This window comes from Labrenzia sp. THAF35 (assembly GCF_009363595.1).
GTDB lineage: Bacteria > Pseudomonadota > Alphaproteobacteria > Rhizobiales > Stappiaceae > Roseibium > Roseibium algicola.
The window spans coordinates 1,658,239-1,679,717 of the sequence record NZ_CP045380.1; the positions used below are offsets into that span (position 1 = coordinate 1,658,239).

23 protein-coding genes are annotated in these 21,479 nt (G+C 59.6%); 8 read left to right on the plus strand and 15 right to left on the minus strand.

From position 1 onward, the window contains the following. Position 1 precedes the first annotated feature (1 nt). Positions 2-262: a hypothetical protein gene (locus FIU93_RS07630; protein ID WP_023002717.1), complete on the minus strand. Its 261-nt coding sequence runs from the start codon at positions 260-262 to the stop codon at positions 2-4. 120 nt (positions 263-382) lie between these two features. Further along, on the minus strand, positions 383-850 hold the full coding sequence (locus tag FIU93_RS07635) for a low molecular weight protein-tyrosine-phosphatase (RefSeq protein WP_209010390.1): 468 nt from the start codon (positions 848-850) through the stop codon (positions 383-385). Between the two features lie 125 nt (positions 851-975). Here FIU93_RS07635 and FIU93_RS07640 point away from each other — a divergent pair, with 125 nt between their 5' ends. Continuing rightward, complete coding sequence (locus FIU93_RS07640; protein WP_023002719.1) at positions 976-1,275, plus strand: 4a-hydroxytetrahydrobiopterin dehydratase; 300 nt, start codon at positions 976-978, stop codon at positions 1,273-1,275. A gap of 32 nt (positions 1,276-1,307) precedes the next feature. On the opposite strand, the gene FIU93_RS07645 is transcribed toward FIU93_RS07640, so the two are convergent. After that, positions 1,308-1,541, minus strand: a complete 234-nt coding sequence (locus FIU93_RS07645; protein ID WP_055660494.1) for a sulfurtransferase TusA family protein — start codon at positions 1,539-1,541, stop codon at positions 1,308-1,310. Between the two features lie 286 nt (positions 1,542-1,827). On the opposite strand from FIU93_RS07645, the gene FIU93_RS07650 reads away from it, so the two are divergent. Together FIU93_RS07650 and FIU93_RS07655 are read left to right on the plus strand one after the other, a co-directional pair. Next, positions 1,828-2,625, plus strand: coding sequence for an ABC transporter substrate-binding protein (locus FIU93_RS07650; RefSeq protein WP_173017289.1), 798 nt, complete (start codon positions 1,828-1,830; stop codon positions 2,623-2,625). A gap of 56 nt (positions 2,626-2,681) precedes the next feature. Continuing rightward, positions 2,682-3,233 carry a DUF924 family protein gene (locus FIU93_RS07655; protein ID WP_152505267.1) on the plus strand — a complete coding sequence of 184 codons (552 nt, stop codon included), beginning with the start codon at positions 2,682-2,684 and terminating at the stop codon, positions 3,231-3,233. Between the two features lie 100 nt (positions 3,234-3,333). Here the strand turns inward: FIU93_RS07655 and FIU93_RS07660 are convergent, their stop codons facing one another. Then, on the minus strand, positions 3,334-3,990 hold the full coding sequence (locus tag FIU93_RS07660; RefSeq protein WP_173017290.1) for an amidohydrolase family protein: 657 nt from the start codon (positions 3,988-3,990) through the stop codon (positions 3,334-3,336). 679 nt (positions 3,991-4,669) lie between these two features. Between FIU93_RS07660 and FIU93_RS07665 the strand changes: the two genes are divergently transcribed. The 3 genes from FIU93_RS07665 (at position 4,670) to FIU93_RS07675 (ending at position 7,921) form a co-directional block, all read left to right on the plus strand. Beyond that, a complete protein-coding gene (locus FIU93_RS07665) occupies positions 4,670-5,008 on the plus strand; it encodes a P-II family nitrogen regulator (protein ID WP_006938248.1) in 339 nt (112 codons plus the stop codon). 20 nt (positions 5,009-5,028) lie between these two features. Further along, entirely contained in the window at positions 5,029-6,393 is a 1,365-nt protein-coding gene (locus FIU93_RS07670; protein ID WP_055659930.1) for an ammonium transporter, read from the plus strand. A 307-nt stretch (positions 6,394-6,700) separates the two neighbouring features. Continuing rightward, positions 6,701-7,921, plus strand: a complete 1,221-nt coding sequence (locus tag FIU93_RS07675; RefSeq protein ID WP_075282230.1) for an ammonium transporter — start codon at positions 6,701-6,703, stop codon at positions 7,919-7,921. An 89-nt stretch (positions 7,922-8,010) separates the two neighbouring features. Here FIU93_RS07675 and FIU93_RS07680 read toward each other — a convergent pair whose 3' ends face one another. Next, positions 8,011-8,694: an HAD family hydrolase gene (locus tag FIU93_RS07680; RefSeq protein WP_077291491.1), complete on the minus strand. Its 684-nt coding sequence runs from the start codon at positions 8,692-8,694 to the stop codon at positions 8,011-8,013. 70 nt (positions 8,695-8,764) lie between these two features. Further along, positions 8,765-9,589, minus strand: coding sequence for a carbohydrate ABC transporter permease (locus FIU93_RS07685; protein WP_152505269.1), 825 nt, complete (start codon positions 9,587-9,589; stop codon positions 8,765-8,767). A 446-nt stretch (positions 9,590-10,035) separates the two neighbouring features. On the opposite strand from FIU93_RS07685, the gene FIU93_RS07690 reads away from it, so the two are divergent. Then, the gene (locus FIU93_RS07690; protein WP_023002729.1) at positions 10,036-10,521 is read left to right on the plus strand and encodes a hypothetical protein; all 486 of its coding nucleotides are present in this window, start codon (positions 10,036-10,038) and stop codon (positions 10,519-10,521) included. Positions 10,522-10,544: 23 nt separating this feature from the next. Here the strand turns inward: FIU93_RS07690 and FIU93_RS07695 are convergent, their stop codons facing one another. Both FIU93_RS07695 and FIU93_RS07700 read right to left on the minus strand, forming a co-directional pair. After that, entirely contained in the window at positions 10,545-11,438 is an 894-nt protein-coding gene (locus FIU93_RS07695) for a cation diffusion facilitator family transporter (protein ID WP_023002730.1), read from the minus strand. 222 nt (positions 11,439-11,660) lie between these two features. Next, positions 11,661-12,434, minus strand: a complete 774-nt coding sequence (locus FIU93_RS07700; protein WP_209010305.1) for a DUF1223 domain-containing protein — start codon at positions 12,432-12,434, stop codon at positions 11,661-11,663. A gap of 327 nt (positions 12,435-12,761) precedes the next feature. Here FIU93_RS07700 and FIU93_RS07705 point away from each other — a divergent pair, with 327 nt between their 5' ends. After that, the gene (locus tag FIU93_RS07705) at positions 12,762-13,928 is read left to right on the plus strand and encodes a hypothetical protein (RefSeq protein WP_209010306.1); all 1,167 of its coding nucleotides are present in this window, start codon (positions 12,762-12,764) and stop codon (positions 13,926-13,928) included. Between the two features lie 15 nt (positions 13,929-13,943). Here FIU93_RS07705 and FIU93_RS07710 read toward each other — a convergent pair whose 3' ends face one another. The 7 genes from FIU93_RS07710 to FIU93_RS07740 form a co-directional block, all read right to left on the minus strand. After that, the gene (locus FIU93_RS07710) at positions 13,944-14,876 is read right to left on the minus strand and encodes a diacylglycerol kinase family protein (protein ID WP_152505271.1); all 933 of its coding nucleotides are present in this window, start codon (positions 14,874-14,876) and stop codon (positions 13,944-13,946) included. A gap of 3 nt (positions 14,877-14,879) precedes the next feature. After that, the gene (locus FIU93_RS07715) at positions 14,880-16,097 is read right to left on the minus strand and encodes a glycosyltransferase (RefSeq protein WP_152505272.1); all 1,218 of its coding nucleotides are present in this window, start codon (positions 16,095-16,097) and stop codon (positions 14,880-14,882) included. Further along, entirely contained in the window at positions 16,094-17,326 is a 1,233-nt protein-coding gene (locus FIU93_RS07720) for a cyclopropane-fatty-acyl-phospholipid synthase family protein (protein ID WP_023002735.1), read from the minus strand. The genes FIU93_RS07715 and FIU93_RS07720 overlap by 4 nt, the downstream gene beginning before the upstream one ends. Positions 17,327-17,342: 16 nt before the next feature. Further along, the gene (locus tag FIU93_RS07725) at positions 17,343-18,278 is read right to left on the minus strand and encodes a fatty acid desaturase (protein WP_055659916.1); all 936 of its coding nucleotides are present in this window, start codon (positions 18,276-18,278) and stop codon (positions 17,343-17,345) included. Positions 18,279-18,335: 57 nt separating this feature from the next. Continuing rightward, positions 18,336-19,475, minus strand: a complete 1,140-nt coding sequence (locus FIU93_RS07730; RefSeq protein ID WP_077291497.1) for a cyclic nucleotide-binding domain-containing protein — start codon at positions 19,473-19,475, stop codon at positions 18,336-18,338. Between the two features lie 9 nt (positions 19,476-19,484). After that, positions 19,485-20,114: a hypothetical protein gene (locus tag FIU93_RS07735; RefSeq protein ID WP_139314085.1), complete on the minus strand. Its 630-nt coding sequence runs from the start codon at positions 20,112-20,114 to the stop codon at positions 19,485-19,487. Between the two features lie 142 nt (positions 20,115-20,256). After that, on the minus strand, positions 20,257-21,375 hold the full coding sequence (locus tag FIU93_RS07740; protein WP_152505273.1) for an acyltransferase: 1,119 nt from the start codon (positions 21,373-21,375) through the stop codon (positions 20,257-20,259). Positions 21,376-21,479 lie beyond the last annotated feature (104 nt).

Here is a 21,479-nt window from a genome sequence, read left to right on the forward strand (position 1 = left end):
TCTACTTCTTGCGTGGTCTCGTGCGTTTCAGGATGCGGGCAAAGCGCAAGGGCGAGCGGTCTTCCACCCAGGTAATTGCATCATTGAGCGGCGGCGTCTTGCGTCTTCGGCTGCGCAGCATGCGTGCCGCGCTCCGGTTCGTGCCGACAATGACAATCATGCCGAGCGCAAGCAGGGGGACGCCGGTCGGGATCGGCAGCCAGACCGTTACCAGCCCGGCCAGGATCAGCGCAGCCGCAAGAGACCACCACAGAATTTTCATTTTGGTGCCAAGGAAGTCGTGCAGATCAGACACCCATACACCGGTGTCTGAGACGGATTTATGAACCCGTGCCCGGCAATCCCCGGCTTGTCGTGTGGTCAAGCAGCGTGCCTGGCTTTGTCAGGCGCTCGTCATCAGGTCCTGAAAGAGACGTTGACCACCAGTGCGCACGAGCTGGTACACCTGTTCAAAGCCGTCCGGGCCGCCGTAATAGGGATCGGGAACATCCTGCGGCGGTCTGTTCAAAAGCAATCGTAGCCGGGGGCTGCTCGCTCCGCCCATGCGCTTGAGGGCCGCGAGATTGTCCCTGTCCATGGCGACGATAGTGTCGAAGCGGCGGAAATCATCTGCCCGCACCTGCCGTGCCCTTTGGGCGGAGATATCGACCTCATGCCGCGCGGCTATGTCGATGGAGCGTGGGTCCGGTGGATTGCCGATGTGCCAGGCACCGGTTCCCGCGCTATCGACCACGAAACTGTCTGCCAGCCCTGCCTCCTGCACGATGTCGCGGAAAACGCCTTCCGCAAGTGGCGACCGGCAGATGTTGCCAAGGCAAACGAAGAGGACGGCGTGGGGCAAGCGGGTTATCCTTGAAACAGGCGCTAAGCGGATGCTGGCAGCCCGCCATTGGGCTGACACAGAACTGGATTAGGTGCACGGCAGGCAGGCGGCTCGTTTTCGAGCCGGGCCGTTACACAAAACAGGAGGACCAGATGGTTGAACGACTGAAGCCGGAAGACCGCGCCGCCGGATTGAACGATCTGCCGGGCTGGCACATGTGCGAAGACCGGGAGGCGATATCGAAATCCTTCAAGTTTCACAATTTCCGCGAAGCCTTTGCCTTCATGACCCAGATCGCGCTGGTGGCGGAAAAGATGAACCACCATCCCGAATGGTTCAATGTCTATCGCAGTGTCGATATCACCCTGTCGACCCATGACGTTGGCGGTCTCAGCAAACTGGACCTCCAGCTTGCGGCGGACATCGACAAGATTGCCGGCAAGATGCAGTGACACTTCAAGCCGGGTACTGATCGTTTGTTGATCTAGCCGCCCTTGGTCAGCACGAACCGGTGGCCGCCCTCTATGCGCTCTGCTTCCAGCAGGGTATGGCCCTGCTCGTTGCAGAAATGGGGAATGTCGATTTCCGCCATCGGGTCCGTGGTCAAAACCGTCAGTTGCTCGCCGCTGGATAACCGGGTGAGGGCCTTGCGGGTCTTTAGCACGGGCAGCGGGCATTTTAGGCCCTTCAGATCGAGTGTCGTTCCGGTCGTCAACAAAGTCTCCGTTTCAGGGGCGCCGGTGGCGGGTCGAAATTTCTTCCCTTGGTTGGCCATTCATACAAGATTAGGAAGTCAAAACTAGCCTGATTTACCGGTGTCATCGGGGTACAGGGATGAAAACCGTCCCAGACTTGAGGCCAGGTAGGTCCGGTTCCGGATTGACGGCTGTCGCAAAAGCGCACCCGCAATCCGCCGGCAGGGTTTAACTGCGAGAAACGGCTTTTTCAAAGGTGCGGGACGATTGTATGGTGCAGGAATGAAAGCAGGACTCCGGAGCGCAATCATGCTTGCGGCCGCGGCCCTTTCGCTTGTTTCCGGCCCGGCAAAGGCAGACCCCGCCGAAATCCAGATCGTCACCCAGAGTTTCGCACCGCTGCAATGGGACAACGCGGGCAAGCCGGACGGTTATGTCACGGCCTATATGCTCGAAGTTGCCAGGCGGGTCGGGGAAACAATCCCACTGAAGATCGGCGCTTACGAATTCCTGCCTTGGAAGCGGGCAATGCTCCTGGCCGAAACCGTGCCGAATGTGCTTTTTTTCTCGCTGTCGCGAACGCCGGAGCGAGAAGATAAATTCATCTGGCTGGGCGAAGTCTCGCCCTATGGGCAGAATTTCTACCAGCTCTCGACCAGACCGAAGATCGAAGCCGACACGGTCGAGGACCTGCGTGATCAGAAGGTGCGGATCGGTGTTCAGGACGGCTCCAATCTTCTGTCCCACCTCAAACAGCTCGGGTTCGAGAAAACCGGGAACCTGGTGCCGATCACCGATTTTCACCAAGGTATCGAGATGCTTTACCTGGAGCGGATCGATGTGCTGCCGCTGACCGGGTTCCTGGCAGAGGCCAGCGCCTGCAAGCAGGGATATGACGGCGGCCTGCTGCAGCCGGTGGTCTTTGTCGAAGCACTTGCCAACCCGCTGTGGGCCGTGTTCAGCCAGGGAACGGATCCCGCGCTGGTCGAGGCGTTCAGGCAGGAAATGACCGCCCTGAAGGACAGTGGCTTTCTGAACGCCCAGATGCGGCAACACCAGGTCAACTGGCAGACATTGGCCTGCGGCGCGTTGACAGCGGGCAAGTGAAGCTGGCAGGAACGGATCGCACCCGTTCCACTCCTTCATCTCCGGAAATTGCCGCCATGACAGACCAGCCGATCACCTCCCTCGACGTTCTCGATTTCTGGTGGAGCGCCGGGCCGGCGAAATGGTTCGCAAAGGACGACAAGTTCGACAAGTTGTGCCGGGACAGGTTCCTGGCCGCTATCGAGGATGCGGCAGAGGGCAAGCTCGATGGCTGGGCGGATACGGCCGATGGTGCGCTCGCGCTCCTGATCCTGCTTGACCAGTTCCCGCGCAATGTCTTCCGCGGCAGCCCCAAGGCTTTCCGGGCGGACCCGAAGGCCGTAGAGGTCGCCGAAAAAGCGCTTGATCGTGGTTTTGACAGGGCGTTTCCCAAGGAGGCGCGCGGCTTTTTCTACCTGCCGTTCGAGCACGCAGAAGACATGGCGCATCAGGAAAGGTCTGTTGACCTGTGCCGCGTCCTTGGTGACACGGAACTCTATCACTACGCGCTGATCCACCTCGACGTCATCCGCCGCTTCGGCCGCTTTCCGCATCGCAATGCCGTTCTCGGCCGGCAATCGACACCGGAAGAAATCGCCTATCTGGAAAGCGGCGGCTTCTCAGCCTGAGGATCTGCCCGGGAGCTGCTTCTGCGGTTGAGGCATTGACCGAGTTGCCCTGTCTTCAGGACGGCCTTCGGAGGCCGTCCCGACGCAGCATGCGGTCTGCTTACTGATTGGAAGCGCCGCTCAAGCCGTCATACATTGCATGCATCAGATGATGCGCTGCTTCCGGATTGCCGAAGACCGGAAATTGCGGGGAGAGGTCGCCCCGACGGCTGTCTTTCTGTGCGTCATAGACCAGATTGCCGCCTTTCACTGTCCCTTCGATCTTTATCCCGGCCAGCTTCTCCGGGTCGATCGCCGTCGGGTCTTCGGACAGCAGAACGAAATCGGCCAGCTTGCCGACTTCGATCGACCCCTTGTCAACTGTCGCAGCGTTCTTCTCCGACCAGGCTTTCAGCGTTGCCTGCAAGCTGGCGATATCCGTGACGTCGCCGTCCGGCGGCGCAAGCAAGTTCGCCGAAAGGGCCTGAATTCCGCCCATGACCACGTGTCCGTGGCTATCTACGAACCCCGGTAGCATCGTCCGGCCGTTCAAATCGAACGCCTCCGTCGTTTCGCCCTTAAAGGTCGAAATATCGGCCAACGTTCCTGCCGCCAGTATTCGCCCGTCTTTCACCGCGACGGCTTCAACCTTGGGCTGGCCGTCATTGATGGTCAGGATGGGACCGCCGGAATAGATGGTGTCGGCCACGTCCTGCGCGTTCGCAAGACCCGGCAAGAACGAAAGGGCGATGGCCGCTAGCTTGGCACTGTGTCTCATTTCAGCCTCTGCCGGTTGGTCCGTTGGGATGGGGTCATTGAAAATGGCAAAGCAACTAATGGCTGCATCTGTCAGGGTTACGTCTGAAAAGTATACTCCAGGATCCCGAACAAGCTCGAACTTATTCGATGTGGCGGCTCTTACTCTGGAGGGGTGGGACACAGGCGTGCAGCGCCAATCCTCCATCTGGAACTTGAGATACGGATTGTGCCTCCGCACTGAGACGGTAGCTGCTTTCGCGGCGGGCTGCCGCCGCAGTGGCGAAGCACGGCCATTTGCACTGCCGTAACTTTGTTGACCGGGTCAGGTGCCGCATTTTTATGCGAGGAGCGATTGCTGGTCTTTTATGCACAATTTTTAACCCTCAAAGTGCGCTCTGTGCAAAAAATAGGCAGAAAAACTGCCTGAAAAGCCGCCATCCCATTTATGCCACAAAGTTGGCTCCGGCGTTTTTTGCACTGCAAAACCGCGGGATTCCGCGAAAGACTCTCCGAAAAAGCCAAGTTGGCACGGTCCTTGATTAGTAAGAGCCGACACCGGCCCGGGGCCACGACACGTGGTGAAGCCGAAGACCTGAGAAGATCCTTCCAGAGGGGGACAGAACCAGGCGCAGTTTCCGGGGTGGTAGGCCGAGCTTCTTCGACGGGAAGGGGCGCTAAGAAGGGGAATGGAACGAGCAATGAAAATAGTGATGGCCATCATCAAGCCGTTCAAGCTCGACGAAGTGCGCGATGCCTTGACCAGCATCGGCATCCAGGGGCTGACGGTGACTGAAGTGAAGGGCTATGGCCGCCAGAAGGGGCACACCGAAATCTATCGCGGCACCGAGTATGCCGTCAGCTTCCTGCCGAAGCTGAAGATTGAAGTCGCTGTGGATGCCGCCTCCGTCGACAAGGTCGTCGAAGTGATTTCCGGCGCTGCCAAGACCGGCCAGATCGGGGATGGGAAGATCTTCGTCCATTCGATCGATCAGGTCGTGCGCATCCGTACCGGCGAAACCGACGCCGAAGCTCTGTGATTTAGGTAAGGAAACGTATCATGAAAAAACTAGTCGCTAAGGGCGCGACGGCGCTGGCTCTGCTGAGCCTTACGGCTCTGCCGGTGCTTGCGCAGGATACCGAGGCTGCCGCTGCAGCTCCAGCCGCAGTCTCTCCCGAGGTTGCCTATATCTTCAATACGCTGCTGTTCCTCATCGGTGGTTTCCTGGTCATGTGGATGGCCGCCGGTTTCGCAATGCTTGAAGCTGGTCTCGTCCGCTCCAAGAACGTTTCGATGCAGTGCTTGAAGAACATTACGCTCTACGCCATCGCTGGCCTGATGTTCTGGATCACCGGCTACAACCTGATGTACACCGGCGTTGACGGCGGTTTCATGGGTTCCTTCGGCCCTTACGCGTTTGACGCCGTCGGCGGCGACGCACTCGACACCGGTTACTCCACGGCGTCCGACTGGTTCTTCCAGATGGTCTTCTGTGCGACCACCGCGTCGATCGTGTCCGGCACGCTCGCCGAGCGCATCAAGCTTTGGCCTTTCCTGGCATTCACCGTTGTCCTGACGGGCATCATCTACCCGATCACCGGTTCCTGGGAATGGGGCGGCGGCTGGCTCAACGGCGAAGCCGTGAAGGCTATCGGCGGCGCTGAGTTCTCCGACTTTGCCGGTTCCACTCTGGTTCACTCCGTCGGTGGCTGGGCTGCTCTGGCCGGTGCGGTTATCCTCGGTGCCCGTAAAGGCAAGTATGGTGCGGATGGCTCCGTGCACCCGTTCCCGGGTTCCTCCATGCCGCTCGCAACCCTCGGCACGTTCATCCTGTGGCTGGGTTGGTTCGGCTTCAACGGTGCCTCCCAGCTCGCTATGGGTTCCATCGGTGACGTCTCCGACATCTCCCGCATCTTCGCCAACACCAACATGGCTGCTGCTGCCGGTGTCGTCGTCGCGGTTGTTCTCACCCAGATCCTCTACAAGAAGGTCGACGTGACCATGGCTCTGAACGGCGCTCTGGCAGGTCTGGTTGCCATCACCGCAGAACCGCTTGCACCGAGTGTGTGGGTTTCCGTCTTCGTCGGCGGTGTCGGTGGCGTGATCGTGGTCTTCGCGGTTCCGATGCTCGACAAGCTGAAAATCGACGACGTCGTTGGCGCCATCCCGGTTCACCTGCTGGCAGGTATCTGGGGCACGCTCATCGTACCGCTGTCCAACTCCGACGCTTCCTACGTCACCCAGCTGATCGGTATCGTTTCCATCGGTGCGTTCACCCTGGTCGTAAGCTCGGTGATCTGGTTCGTCCTCAAGGCCACCATGGGTATCCGGGTGTCCGAGGAAGAAGAGGCCCTTGGTCTCGACAAGGTCGAAATCGGTGTGGAAGCCTATCCGGAATTCGGAACCGGCTCCGGCCGCCTCTAAGGCGGCACCGACAAAAATCTCCCAGGCGGTCTATTGGCTCAGACCGCAAACTTGGAAAGCCCGGGGGCAACCCGGGCTCTTTTTTTGGTTGGTTGCCCTGAGTTTCTGTTTTTGCCTAAAAAACTTGCGAATGATTACAAAATAATCGATCCCCACACTTCCGCCGGTGGGGTCTCCAAAGGTTTCGATTAAAAAATCGGCTGATTTCCGGGTCTTTTTTGAGCTTTTGCCCGTTTGGCATGCAGTTTGAATGCTGTGCGCTCCGAAACGCAAAAACAAACGGCAAATTGCCTATCTGGGGGTCAAAATGAATGAAACCGGGGTCGGGGCGGACGTCTTTTTCGTCCTTGTGGGAGCTATTCTCGTTTTCGCCATGCACGGCGGCTTCGCTTTTCTTGAAGTCGGCACCGTCCGTCAAAAGAACCAGGTCAACGCGCTAGTAAAAATACTTGTCGACTTTGCCCTGTCGACAGTGGCGTATTTCTTCGTCGGATATGCGGTTGCCTACGGCACCACGTTCCTGGTGAACGCGGCGACCTTGTCAGGTGGTGGTGAAGGCTTCGAACTTCAGGGCCTGAGTCTGGTGAAGTTCTTCTTCCTCACAACATTTGCCGCCGCAATTCCGGCGATCATCTCCGGCGGTATCGCGGAACGCATGAAGTTCTGGCCGCAATGCCTGGCCACCGTTGCGCTGGTCGGTATCGTCTATCCGTTGTTCGAGGGTTTGGTCTGGAACGGCAATTTCGGTTTCCAGGGCTGGCTGGAAGCGACCTTCGGCGCGCCGTTCCATGACTTTGCAGGCTCTGTGGTGGTGCATGCGGTCGGCGGCTGGATCGCGCTCGGCGCCGTTCTGCTGCTGGGTGCCCGGATGGGCCGTTACGACCGCAACGGCCGTCCCATCGGTATTCCGCCCTCATCGCTGCCCTGGCTCGCCATGGGATCGTGGATGCTTTGTGTCGGCTGGTTCGGTTTCAACGTGATGACGGCTGCCTCTCTTGAGAGCATTTCCGGTCTTGTGGCGATCAACTCGTTGATGGCCATGGTTGGCGGCATTCTTGTGGCGCTGGTCGTCGGCCGGAATGATCCGGGCTTCGTGCACAACGGTGCGCTGGCCGGTCTCGTTGCCGTCTGTGCCGGTTCGGACGTCATGCACCCGATCGGCAGCCTGATCGTTGGGGGTGTCGCCGGCGGCGTCTTCGTAATCGGTTTCGAGATCTGCCAGAACAAGCTGAAAATCGACGACGTTCTGGGTGTCTGGCCGCTGCATGGCATCTGCGGAGCGTGGGGTGGTATCGCCGCTGGTTTCTTCGGGCTCGAGGCCCTGGGCGGCCTTGGCGGTGTGTCTCCCGTTTCGCAGGTTATCGGTACGGTTCTGGGGGCGGTCTACGCCCTTGGGGCGGGTCTTGCCGTCTACGGTATCCTGAAAACGACGATGGGTCTAAGGCTGTCTCAGGAAGACGAGCACCGCGGAGCGGATCTTTCGATCCACAAGATCAGCGCAAATCCGGAACACGATCTCGGGCGCTAGAATGGCCTGCCGCGTGCCGGGTAACGGCGCGCGGATCTCTCAGGAGCATTCGGGTTCTGTCAGATTTTTTGGATCGGCCCAAAACAGCCTCAGGCTGCTGTGCTTTCACTGATCAGCAGAGCGGCCAGGTTGTCGTGGCTGTCGACGACCCGATGTGCACCGGCGGCAAGCAGCTGTTCCGCGTGGCCATCGTGACAATGACCGCCGCCGACAAAACCCCAAACCGTCATGCCGGCGGCAAGGCCCGCCTTCACGCCGTTGACACTGTCTTCCACGACAAGCGCGGCTTTCGGGTCTACACCCAGCTTATCCGCCGCGAACAAAAACAGATCGGGCGCGGGTTTGCCGTTGGTTACCTGCTCGCCTGAATAGATATGCGGCTCGAAATAAGGGAAGAGCCCCGTGTGCTGAAGCTTGTGGGTCAGCCGGTGCAGGCGGGAGGAGGAGGCGACGGCACGTGGGCCGTCATGGGCTGCCAGCAGCTGTTTGATGCCCTTGATTTCCGCCAGTTCGCGGTCGATCCGCGCCTGGGTGGCAGCGTCCAGATCCGGTCCGAATGTTGCTGGCAGCGGTCCCTTGCCAAGGGTCTGGTAATCCGCGTCGAGCGCCGCCCAGAAATCCGTGCTGCCCAGGCCCTGGAACCGGTCCATATACTCATGAAGCTCGTACTTCAGGCCGATCCGGGCCAGATGTTCGCGTTCGACATCGACATAGATGATTTCCGAATCCACCAGAACGCCGTCACAGTCGAACAGGATCGCTTCAAATGCCATGGATGAGGTGCCTTTCGGGTCGTTCTGGAAAAATTGGGGCAGGGACCGCCGGTTTCAATGCCGGATGTCGTCAGTGTGAGCCGTCGAACAGGCCTTTAACGACTTGTCGTTGAAACAATATGACAAGCAGGGCCGGAGGCACGAACGCGAGTACCGCCAGCATCAGTCCGCGCAGGCTGGAATTGCCGAAAAACTGCATGCCGCGCACCAAGGTGTAGGTGCTTTCCTCCGAGGTGACCATTACCGGCCACAGATACTGGTTCCAGCCGTTGACAAACATGACCAGGAACAGCGCGGCCGCTGTCGGCGCCGACAGGGGAACCAGAATGTCCTTGAAGAACTTCAGCGGACCAGCGCCGTCGATCCTGGCCGATTCCAGCAGCGCATCCGGAACCGTCATGAGGAACTGGCGGAAGAACAGCGTCCCAAGGCCGGAGGCGACCAGCGGCAGGATGAGGCCCGCACGCGTGTTGACGAGGCCAAGTTCGACGGTCACGGCATAGGTCGGCAGGAACCGGGATTCCAGAGGCAACAACAGGGTCAGCAGAAGCACGGCGAAGATGGCGCTGGCAAAGCGAACCCGAAAATAGATCAGCGCATAGGCTGTCATGAGGGACAGAACGACCTTCAGGGTCGCAAATCCGGCGCCCAGCAGGAAGGAATTCCACATCATCGACAATGCTGTGACGTCACCGGAAAAGCCCGCGCCGGTCTGCAGAAAGTGTCCGTAGTTTTCCAGCGTGCTGTCGCCAAGGTCGAGCCGCGGCCGGACCCTTCCGCCCTCATGGGTGGTTGCGGCGAAGATCGAATAGACAGGCAGCGTCATCAGAAGGGCACCGCCGATCAGGATCAGATGATCAAGAAGCTGGGCCTGCCAGCGCCGCCAGTTGGGCATATGAGACTGGTTCCTCAAATCGTTCCGAAGTAACCGGGGCGTGCTGCGGGGGCGGAGCGGGGAAATCTCGACGTTGCCGGGGCAGGCGCCAAGACAGTTCCGCAGTGAGCATTTGCCCGGTGCTGACCCGTCAGTGAGACGGCGGCGAGGATCGCCGGGTGCAGAGTATTATGGATTGTGACGGGCGAGGGCAAGACGCAATTCGGTCTGCCTGCAGGTGCCGCCGGCGGGAGACAGGCTGGTTGGCCGGGCCGGAAAAGACCTCGTCCGATGACGTAGCGTTCCGAAAGTGCTGCCATTTTAAGGGGGGCGTTCTGGAAGTAGATTTTACCCCGATCCTGTCCCTTGAGTGACAGGGAGCAGTTCTTCAGGCAATATTTCTCGGTATTACGAGACTTTCTTCATCCTGAAAGCCATGTTGCACATTTGGTGCCGGGGGGCGCGATATGACACGGATACTTCTTTATAATGGTGAGCTTGATTTTTTGACGCGGGGATATATGGCCGCGCATTCCGGTTACAGCTATTCCTCGACCGATGAAATTCTGGGTCATCTGGTTCAAAACGCGCCATCAGGTGGCTTCGGCGTGGTCGAGCTGGTCTTTCACAGCGGCGTTCCCGGTCAGGTGACCCTTCTGGATGCAGACTGCGTAGGCGGATTCACGGCGGCCAGTCCGGTCGGGATGGTGTCTCACAGTTCCGGGATGGAGAACTTCTGGAGAACGCTGGGCCAGTATATCCGCCCTGGCGGCGTTCTTTCCCTCAACGCCTGTTCGATCGCGGAGGGGCGCGCCGGCGGGCACCTGCTTCGGCATCTCTGCCGCGCCATCGGTGGTGGCAAGCGGGTTTGCGGTGGGCTGGGCGACCAGACCTCCGGTGTCTTCGAGTATAACAACGCCTCGCTCATGCGCGGTTATCCCTACTATTTTTAAGACAAGAGGGTTCGGGCCACCGCCTAGAGCACCACAATGCCAGAATGCTTGGCCTTGTGTTCCGGTTCGACGTGAATGGTGATCCGGGCTCCGGGGACATCTTCGACAATGGCAATCTCGATCCGGTCGCAGATCTCATGTGCCTTGTCGACGGACATTTCGCCCGGCACCACCAGGTGAAAGTCGATGAAGGTGGATTTGCCGGCAATGCGAGTGCGCAGGTCGTGTGCCTCCAGGGCGCCTTCGCCATGTTCGGAAATCAGAACACGGATCTTGTCCAATGTGTCGTGCGAGGCGGCTTCGTCCATCAGTCCGCCGACGGATTCCTTGACGAGACCCCAGCCGGACCAGAGAACGGTGAGGCCGACAAGAACCGCAAGCGCGGGATCCATGACTTTCCAGCCGGTGAGCATCACCAGCACAACACCGCCCAGAACCCCGACGGAGCTGACCACATCGGTCATCAGATGCTTGCCGTCCGCAACAAGGGCAGGTGATCTTGCGTGTTTGCCATATCTCATCAGGTACCGCGCCCAGGCGCCGTTGATGACGGCGGCAAGCAGGTTCATGCCGATACCGGCTGGCGAATATTCCGGACTGTCGCCACTGATGAAGCCGAGCCAAGCCGCGCGGAAAATCGACAGGGCGGCAAGCACGATCATCACACCGACGAGAACCGCCGCGAAATACTCAACCTTGTCGTGGCCGTAGGGGTGGTTGCTGTCGGCGGGTTTGGCGGCGAACCAGACGGCTGCAAGCGTAGCGATAGCGGACGCGATATTGACCGTCGTTTCCAACGCGTCTGAATAAAGCGCTATGGAGCCGGTCAACAGGTAGGCGCCGATCTTGAGACCGAGAACGACCACGCCGAAAACGATGCTCAAAAAGGCTATCTGAAGCCTGCGCTTCAACTTCATGCGTTCCCCCAGGACCGATTTGCTTCACCAGACGCCGGCAAAGCAGAGAACCTGACCGGCCACTGCGTTTCGCAAATTGCCCTTGCTTTGGGCGTTTACGATCCCGAGGCGGGTCGAACGGGGCAAGGGGTAGCAGTTTTCTCGGGGGTTACAACCCGGCTTCGAGGCCGGTGGGCTCGTTTTTCAGAGGGAATTGATATTTGGCCACACCACAGCGGCGGTTCACAGACCGCCGCTCTTGTTCATGGTTGCCGCGCCGATGATCCGGCCGGGGCCGTCGGGATTCTCAAGCTGCACGACAACTGCGCAGCGGGCGTCGCCTTTCAGCATCAGTTTGGACTTCGGCATGCGGAATGTCTCCTGGCCGCCGGACCACATTCCCATCGGCAGCAGATTGCGCACCACGTTGACGTAACGCACCTTGCGGCCCGCGTTTTCGCCGCGGCCGATATCAACGAGGGCTTCATCCTGCATGCGCAGGAAATAGACGGTCGCCATGTTGAAGCCCTTGGGCAGGGAGCCTTTCACCGTTGCCTGGACGACCATGTCGGTAATCTTCAGGTCGATTGTCGCGGTAAAGGGGTCGGTACGTGCCAGCGCGGCCCTTACATCGCCTTCGCGGCTGCCGACGACGTGTTCCTCGCCGTTGATCACCATTTGCGGGGTGTAGACCGACCGGTCGCCGCGCCGCGCGGCATAGGCTCGCTGACGCTGCGAGTTGACGGGACTTGCCAGCGTGTCCTTCCAGCCGAGATAATCCCAGTAGTCGACGGGCATCACCATGGTCAGGACGTTGTTATCTTCCTGCACCAGCTTTTCCGCCAGCCGATCGGCCGGCGGGCACGAGGAGCAGCCCTGGCTGGTAAACAGTTCGATGACTTTTTCGGGTTGCGCCTGAGCGCCGTTGATTGGCGCGGCCAGGGCAACTATTCCGCCGGTTACAATAAGCGCGGTGCGGAGGGCCTTGCCGGCCTTCCGGGAAAACGATCCCACCATTTGGCTCAATTCCTTGTTCGATTGCCCCTAAAATATGCAATGGAGCACTCAACCGAAAGTCACGAGCGGGTGACTTTCGTCTTAGACGGCCTCATTCGCGCGTTTGTGACAAGGCCTCACCATTTGGCGTGTCAGGCGTCTTGTGGAAAATACAGGTCGAAACGGGCGTTAGCGTTCTGGCCTGTCTGGCTTTCCGGACCTGCGATGGTGGATTGTCTCGGGCGGAGAATCATGTGTTCTGGTGTCTCGCGCCAGCCGGCCGCCACCTTCGCTTCAGGGCGCTGGCCGATCGTTGCCCGTGGTTCTGGCTGTTGAAACTGGAGACAAGTGCCCCTGTCTGGCGAACGTACCAAAGGTCAAGAGATCCATGACTTTGCGGTTCTGACGAGTGCCGCCCTGCCGTGGATGACCGGACCGTCCTTCATCTCGCTGTGGCACGCCTGCGGGTTGGCAACACTTGGCTATCGGGTTGTCTATGTTCTTCCCTGGCTGGATGAGGTTTCACAGCAACGGCTGTGGGGCGAGGCCCGTTTCGTCGATTTTGACGAGCAGGTCGACTGGCTCCGGACGGAACTTGAAGCCTTCGGACCCTACAAATTTCCGGAATGCCGGCCTTATCGGGCAAGGTTTGTGGCAGGCATGGGGTCGATCGTGCCGATGGAAGACGTCTACCGCGCCGCGCCGCCGGCCCGGTGCCTGATCGCGAGCGAGCCGGAGCATCTGTGCTGGTATCCGGTAACGACCGGGCGCAGAGGCATCCGGGCGGACAAGACGATCGGCCTCAGCATGACGGATTATGAAACCTACATCCGCATGTCCGGGCTACCGTTTCCAAACAGCCTCGCCCGGCTGGTGTCCTTTCTTCACGGCCGCGCCTTGCGCCTGCGCATCGATCTGCCCCTCAGCCTGTCGCCCGCCCTCACCCTGCCGGGCATCACGATGCCTGTGGAACGGGTGACCGGTGTCATGCCCGGTTACGCGCAGGTGCCTCTCGTTACGCAGGAAACCGAAGGGATCTATTTTCTCGGAGCTTTCCTTTGGGAGAAGGGCCTGGACGACCTCGCCCGCATCGCTGCCCGTGCAAAACGGCCCATCGATGTCATTGGCGGGGGGCGGGATGAAGCAGAGTTTCGCGCCTTCGCACGAGAGGAAGGCGCGGATTTACGGTTCTTCGGACCGAACCGGCGGTTCTGGTCCGATATCGGACGATACCGGGTCATGGTGAACCCTTCGCGCAGCGAAATCCTGTGCACGGCAACCGCCGATGCGCTGGTTGCCGGCCGACATGTCATCCTGCCGGACTGTCCGGGCAACCTTCCCTACAAGGCCTATCCCAACGCCCATTTCTACACGGAACTGGAAGGGGTTCTCGAGGCGCTGGAGTATGCGTTGACGACTGTGCCGGAGCCGCCCATTGCCGCGCGCGAAGACTTCGACTGGATGAGCGCATGCCGCCGGCTGGTCCATCTTGCCGGGCTGGAAAGCGAAGATTGATCTTCCAGGCTCGTGTTATCGCCGGGACATCGGGACGCACAGGCGTATCGGCTGCTCGCAAACCGAGATCTGCGCAGGGGCATGCGCGACGATATCGCCGTCGGCCTGTATCGGGTCGCCCAGGGGATGCAGGATTTCGACTGTTCTGGCCGGCTGTTGGGCAACGAGACCAAGCCGCAGGAGCAGGCCTGCCGGTATCAGCAGAAAGCGTCCGAAGACAGACAGAGCGCTGCCTGGAGGAAATATCGTTGCGCAAAAAGACGGGTTGGCGAGGTCGCAATTCGGTGCGAGGACAAATGTCCCGCCATACCGTTTGCCACGGCTGACGATCAGCGTCGCTGCCTTTTCGGGCTCACCGTCCAGTTGGACGTCCACCGGCGGGCAGGACCATCGCCGCAGTGTCCGGAAAACTTCGATCAGATAGGCGGCCTTGCCGAAGCGGGTCTTGGTGGCGCGGCTGAGATCCGAAACCACCTGGGCGTCCAGCCCGATGCCGGCCATCATCATGAAGCGGTGCCCGTTGACCTGGCCCGGCCGGATCTTAAGGATGCGCGCTTCCATAAGGCAGTTCGCAATCCGGTGTGGATCCGTGCCGACGCCGAGCTCATGTGCCAGCACATTCGCCGTGCCGAGCGGTATGAGCCCCAGGGGCGGCGTCTGCGGGCCGGCTCCCTGGATTGCATCGTTGATCGTGCCATCGCCGCCGGCGATTGCCAGGATATCGGCGTCGTCTGATGTGGTTTCCCGAACGAAACCGGCGGCATCGCCCGCCTTCGTCGTGATCAGGATTTCGCACGTGTGACCGCGTGCCTCAAGCAGCGCCAATACCGCCTTGAAACGCTTCTCGCGCTTGCGGCCTGTGCGGGGATTGTAGACGACCCTGATCTTCAGGGTGTGCTCTTGAGGGCGGCTGCCGCCCGTCGCGGGGCCCTGGTCGTCCTCAGGCATCGCTCAGGCTCTGGACACGTGCCGGGCGTGCGGCAATTCACCGGCCGGCTGCAAGGAGCCTGCTGCCGGAACACGGGAAGCGGCGATGCGGTCCATGATCTCAAGAATGTCGGCGGGCGATGTGTTGGCGGCAACCGGTTGCCGCGCCTGGCCGCACTCGATGGCGGACATGGCCGCCTTGAAGCTCTCGCTGAAATCGGAGGACGTCGAAAAGGCCAGTCCGGCTCCCGTCTTCGTCACGTGGCGCAGGACCGCAGCTTCCTGCGGCAGCGCCAGGCTCTTGTCGAGCAGCATGGATACGCCAAGTGCCATGGCTTCGCTGGTGCTGCCCGGACCCGGCTTGCCGATGAAGAGATCGCTGGCGGAAAGATACTGGGCGACCCTGTCGGTAAACCCGAGAACCTGGACCGGAAAAGGCAGGTCCATAGCGCGCAGCTGATCGGCAAGCGCTTCGTTCCGGCCGCAAAGAAACACCACCTGGGCGTTATGCGGAATGTCGCGCATCGCGGTTGCCAGTTCGATCATGCGCATGCTGCCCTGGGCACCATAGAGTACGGTCACGACGGGCCTTGCAGGATCAAGGTTCAGCGTTTCCCGGCTGGAGCGTTGGGCGGGGTCGGTGAATTCCGGCCGGATCAGCAAGCCGCCCATCGCATGGATCTTGCCGGCAAGCTTTGGAAGCTTTTCGGCATTCCGCAGGGCGTCCCGCGTGCCGCAAATTGCGTGGTAGTCGGCCCGATTGGGAAACCAGACACCTTTCGCCAGCTCTGCCCAGTCCGTGATCATGACGGCGCCTTCCGGCAGCGGGCCTTCCGTTATGCCAGCGCGGTAGCGTTTCAGCGCCTCCAGCATCACCCGGTTGCCGAGCGGCATGACCGACAGCACGATGTCCGGGCGAATTTCTTCGAAATGCCGGGAAAGAATGCTGATGGCCGGCGGTTCGCAGAAGACGTAGTTCAGGCGCAGGGCAGCATAAAACAGCCAGCAGGTGAGGCCGGTACGTCCCTGACGCAAGATGACCTCGTTGTAGATATTCTCGCCTGTGCGTGATCCGAAGCGGCTGAAGAGGTCGAGATGCGGGATCAGCGAGATATAGGGATTTATCAGGCTGACCCGGTATCTGCCGGACCCTTCGAGGCATGCTTTCAGGGCGAAGGCGCTGGCCCTGTGGCCACCGCCTGCGTCCGTATAGATCACTGCCACATGGACGGGTTCCGTCATGCACCACCTTCTGAAGATGTACCGGCCGGGGAAGTGCCGGACTTCGGCAGGACCAGATGCTCCCGGGTCATCGGGACATCGTTTTTCAGGCCCCTGGTCATCAGCAGATGGTACAGCCGGTTGTCGCCCCAGCTGAAGGAGGAACTTGCGACTTCCAGATACAGCCGGAAGCTTCTGACGAAGGTGTCGTCATACATTTCGCGGATACGGTCGATATTGGCGTCGAAATTGGCGAGCCAGTATTTGACCGTCGGCGGATAGTGCAGCCGGATATTCTCAAGGTCGATCATGTAGAGATCATTGTTGCCGGCAGCCTCGACCATGGTCGTCAGCGGCGATGCCTGCGTTCCCGGGAAGATGTATTTGTCGATCCAGGGGTCGATCGGCCGGGGGATTTCGTTGCCGATCGTGTGGACGAAAGCAAGGCCCTGCGGCTTGAGAATGTGTGCGATCCGTTCGAAGACCGGTGCGATCTGGGCATTGCCCATGTGTTCGACCATGCCGATCGAGGCAACCTTGTCGTAAAGGCCGTCCGCTTCGCGTGCGTCCTGCAGGCGGATCTCGATCTTGTCGGAGAGGCCGCGCTCGGCGATCTTCTGAATCGCATAGTCGCGCTGTTCTGCCGAAATGGTGAAGCCTACGCCCGTGATGCCGTAGTTTTCGGCGGCATACATCAGGAAGCCGCCCCAGCCGCAACCGAGATCGGCAACATGTTCACCCGGCTTCAGGCACAGCTTGCGGCATACCAGTTCGAGCTTGTTGTTCTGTGCTTCATCCAGCGTGTTGTCGGGCGAGGTGAAATAGGCACAGGTGTAGATCATGCCCTTTCCGAGCAGGATCTCGTAAAAATCGTTGCCGATGTCGTAGCTGAAGGAAATGTTCTCGCGCGAGCGGGCAATGGTGTTGCGTGCGCGCAGGAAGTGGAAGGCCAGTTTGATCCGCAGCATCAACGACATGGGCCGTTCCGCGAAATCGATGGCAAAGCCCAGGTAGAAGAGCTTCTTGATGTCGCCTTCCACCTCGATGTCGCCCAGCATGTAGCTCTCGCCAAAGCCCATGAAGGCATCCGAAAGCACCCTGGAGAGAGCCCGCTCGTTCTTGAAATGCAGAATGAACTCTGGCTCGGTCCCGATGGAGAAGCCGGTTCCGTCCCAGTAGCGGACCTCGAACTGCGCATCGGGAGAGGCCGCAGACATGGCTTCTGCGAGCTGGCGAATAACGTCTTTCATCGGCGGGCTTTCTAAATCAATGAAGAGAATTTGCAGGACGGCGTTTGGGTCCGCTGATCGCGGTCCAGAGCGAAATGATGCTGTCCCGGTACTCGGGAATGGTGCGCTTCAGCTCCTCGTGGAGCGCGGGCAGATTGTGATAGGGCACCCCGGGATACATGTGATGCGCCGTATGAAAGCGAAAGCCGACCGGCTGCACGATCAGGGCCAGCGGAGACTCGATCGTGAAGCTGTCGATCATCTGGTCTTCCCGTCCGGAGGTTTCGGCCAGGCGTTCCAGTTCATGTTCCAGCGGGATACGCGCGGTCAAAAGCGCCCAGCCCAGAACCAGGACGGCATAATAGAAAGGCAGCGCCGCGGGGAAGAAGATGATTGCCGCAATGAAGAGCGCGAGCGTAACCCGGGCGTGCCGGGTCACTTCGGCCTGCTGTTCCGGTGTCAGGGCGGAGCTGAGCGAAAAGCCGAGCTTCTCCGTCGCCCAGCGATCGAGCGCAGCTTCGACCCGGAACGCACCGAGCGCGGCGGTCACCGTCATCAGAAGGTTGGTAAAGGGCACCACAAAGGGGATCACGAGCAGAACCATGGCCATGGCAAAAGCATTGCCGCGCACGAGCGGGTATTGCGGATCCTCGGGCGTTCCGAAAATGCCGAGCCGATGATGGGCCAGATGCGGCAGTTGAAACCGCAGCGGCGGAACCATCACGATGAGCGCCACGGTCCAGGTGTAGAGCGCCCGGAAACCGCGCAGCTTGTCGTCCTTGATGTGAACGATTTCGTGGCAGAAAAGTCCTGCGCGGTGCAGGCCGAATGTCGCGAGCAGCCAGGGCAGGATAACCATCGGCCAGGAGGCGTTCAGACCCCACGCAAACCCAACGACAAAAAGCGCCAGATAAAAGCAGAAATCGCGATAGTAGATGGCTGGTCGCGGTATGAAATAGTCACGGGCAATCATGTCGTTCCAACCTGCAGCGATAGGGTCGAGCAAGCAGCACTAGCTTAGGCTTGCGTCTCAGATCAAGCCTGTATTGAAGGCAGCGACACCCATCATGTAGTGAATCAGGATCACACCGGCGATGTTCTGATGCCTGATGTAGATCCAGCCGAAGATAAATCCGGTGCCGATTGTCATCAGCACGGCCGGAATGCCGAAATGGAGATGGAACATTCCGAACAGCACCGAGGCGAGAAGGACCGATCGCCATTTGCCCTGATCTCCCAGGAAACGCTGGAAGGAAGACTGCAGAAAGCCCCTGGCGATGATTTCCTGCAAGGCGCTGTGAAGAAAGTAGCTCAGCGTGCCCAGCAGGTTGAAGGGCAGTGGCTTGCCGGGCAGCGCGTCGAAATATTTGAGCACTGCCGCCAGTCCCCAGGCAAAGATGCAGAGCCCGACCGAAATGATCGCGCCCTCGATCAGGGATTTCTTCAGGCCGACGGTTGTCAGTCCGAGCGCCGAAATCGAAATGCCCATGTGCCGGATGACAAAGAGGCTTGGCACCATCAGGATGGCGAGATACTGCCAGGCGAAGACTTCGGTGTAGACGTCGACGTTGACGATCGTCCGCGCCAACACGTTGTTCACCAGCGTGCCGATGGACATCATGATCAGCGAATAGACGAAAAACTTGCCGAACTGCTGCTGTTCGTTCCGAAGGTCCAGTTCACGCTGCAGGGCTGCGACATGCTCCTGCGTGGAGGCGCGCATGCGCCGTGTCACGAAGGATGCCAGAGCCCCCTTGAATTCTGCAAGTCTGGCTTCGCCATCGGCCAGTTCGAGGATCCGCTCCGGCTCGATTTCAAGCACGGCACCGGCTGTTTCAGCACGCACGGTTGCCGAGCGTGGTTCACCGTCGAGAAGCGCCATTTCGCCGAAAGGCTGTCCCGGCCCAATTTCCGCAACACGGTGGTCCGAGGCCGTGCCGTCACCCTTGCGATAGATGCCGAAGGTGCCTTCGAGAACGATGTAGAGCCCGTCGCTTGTCTCGCCCTCGACGATGACGTCCTGATGCGCTGCGACCGGCACCCTGCGCGAGGCCGCCCGTACCGCATCGGCGACCCGCTGCGGCATGAACTCCGTCATCCGATGAAAGATCGTTTCAAGATCTTCCGTTTCCTGGACCTTTTCTTCAACGGGGATGGAAGCCGTGCGCATGGGGTTACCCTACCTCGTGGTCCTGAACCAGCGGCCGCCGAAATACAGAAGCACGACGATCGGCATCAGCAGGACGTGATAGCTTCCATAGAGGCCAAGACCCCAGAACCCCGGGCTCTGCATCGGGATCATCGCTGATACACCCAGCGTGAGAAGAATGCCGGCGATCATCGGCAGCGTTCCCTTGTTCTGGCGGAACCGGACAACGCTCAGCACCAGCAGGAATATCAGGCCGACGGAATAATAGAGGATCACGGACAGAAAATCGTCGGAAGTCAGGATCATGAAGACCGGCCAGAGTGCGCCCAGCACGCCGGCAGCCACAAATCCCTGGCGCAGCGGCGAGGACAGATACTGAAAGCTGGCCGCGACGATCATGCTGAGACTGCCCAGAACGATGACGATGCGCGTTGCGATCACAAGCGGACGGTGCGCTTCGTGACCGATTGTTTCGAAGAACCCGTGGTCAATGGCACCCAGCATCGAGGCAAGCCCGATCAATGCAAGTGTCAGGCTCCAGATCCAGGCAGGTGAGAAGGTCTGAATGCCCGGACGCAGGCTCAGGCCGGCGAGAAAAAACAGCTCGCAGGCAAGGATCACATCAGTCAGGGCTGAAAGGACGAGTTCGGAAAGCAACAAGAATACTCATGGTTGGCGCCAATCTGACCGGTGGCGGCTGGCAGTGTCCGGCCTGATATTGGCCGGTTCGCCGCAATAATCCGCCGTCAGCATTGAGATTATGTTAAGCGGCTCGCCGCAGCGAGACGCGGAATTCGACGCGTCAGGATGTTGCCTCGTTCGGTGTTTGTGCGGACCGCTTTCCCTTGACCCATGATTTCAGCGCCCGCTCCGCCGGCATCTCATAAATGCGGTAGAGGAAGATCGAAAACGCTGCCGTGATGCACAGCGATACCGGAAAGAAAACGATATCCGCCGGGATGGACGGCCTGAGGAAGATGTTCATCAGGTGAAGCGACGGCTGGTGCACAAGATAGAAGGCGAAAGAGGCATTGCCGAGAAGCACGAGCGGGCGGGTTCCAAACACCCGTGTGAGTGCGGCGCCTTCCGTTAGATGTGCATAGAAGAACAGCGTGATGACCGGCAGGTAGAACAGGGAATAGCGGAAGGGATCCGGTACATCCGGTGCCAGCCACATCGCCAGGAACAGAAGAAGATAGCTGAATGGCTGCATTGCGCCGGGCAGCCGGACGCCGCGACGCCAGACCTCATGCAGAACCATGCCGACCAGAAACTCCAGAATGCGGAAGCCGGGAAAGACATAGAACAGCCAATGCGAGAACGGGTATTTGCCGAAGAAGATCACATCGCCCAGGAATACCTGAACCAGCAGGGCGGAAACGAACACCACCACACCGAGCCCCAGTGTGACCGCCACAAGCTTTCGCGGTGAAAACGCGACCAGGCCGAAGAAGCACACATAGAAGAACATTTCATCCGACAGCGACCAGGACGGTGCGTTGAGAGAGAAATAGATCGAGGAAACCGGAATCCAGCTCTGCAGGTAGGTCAGGTTCAGAACCGTCTTTATGACGCTGAATTCTTCCGAGTAGATCGCCTCGACCTGCATGATCGAGAAATAGAGAAACGGCAATCCGGTGAGGAAATGCAGCGGTGTCAGACGGGCAATGCGCAGCAGGAAGTAGTCGCGAAAGGACATCGTGCCGGCAAGGATCCTCGTCTTGTAGGACTGCGTCAGCACGAAGCCGGACAGGATGAAGAAGAAAGAGACGCCGACATAGCCCTGTTCGGCGATTGTCTTGACGAAGTCGCCGCTGGTATCCCAGCGGAAATGAACGCCAAACACCAGCAAGGCTGCGAAGAAGCGCAGTCCGGTCAGTTGTTCCAGTCGAACCTTTGCCGCGCTGTCGGTCACGTTCATGCGCAAATCATCCCCTCGATTGACCCAGGGACACTAATGCCCGCAGGCTTCCGGGAAATCTATGCCAGCGTCGGTTTTATTATGGGTAAATGAACTGATGCGGC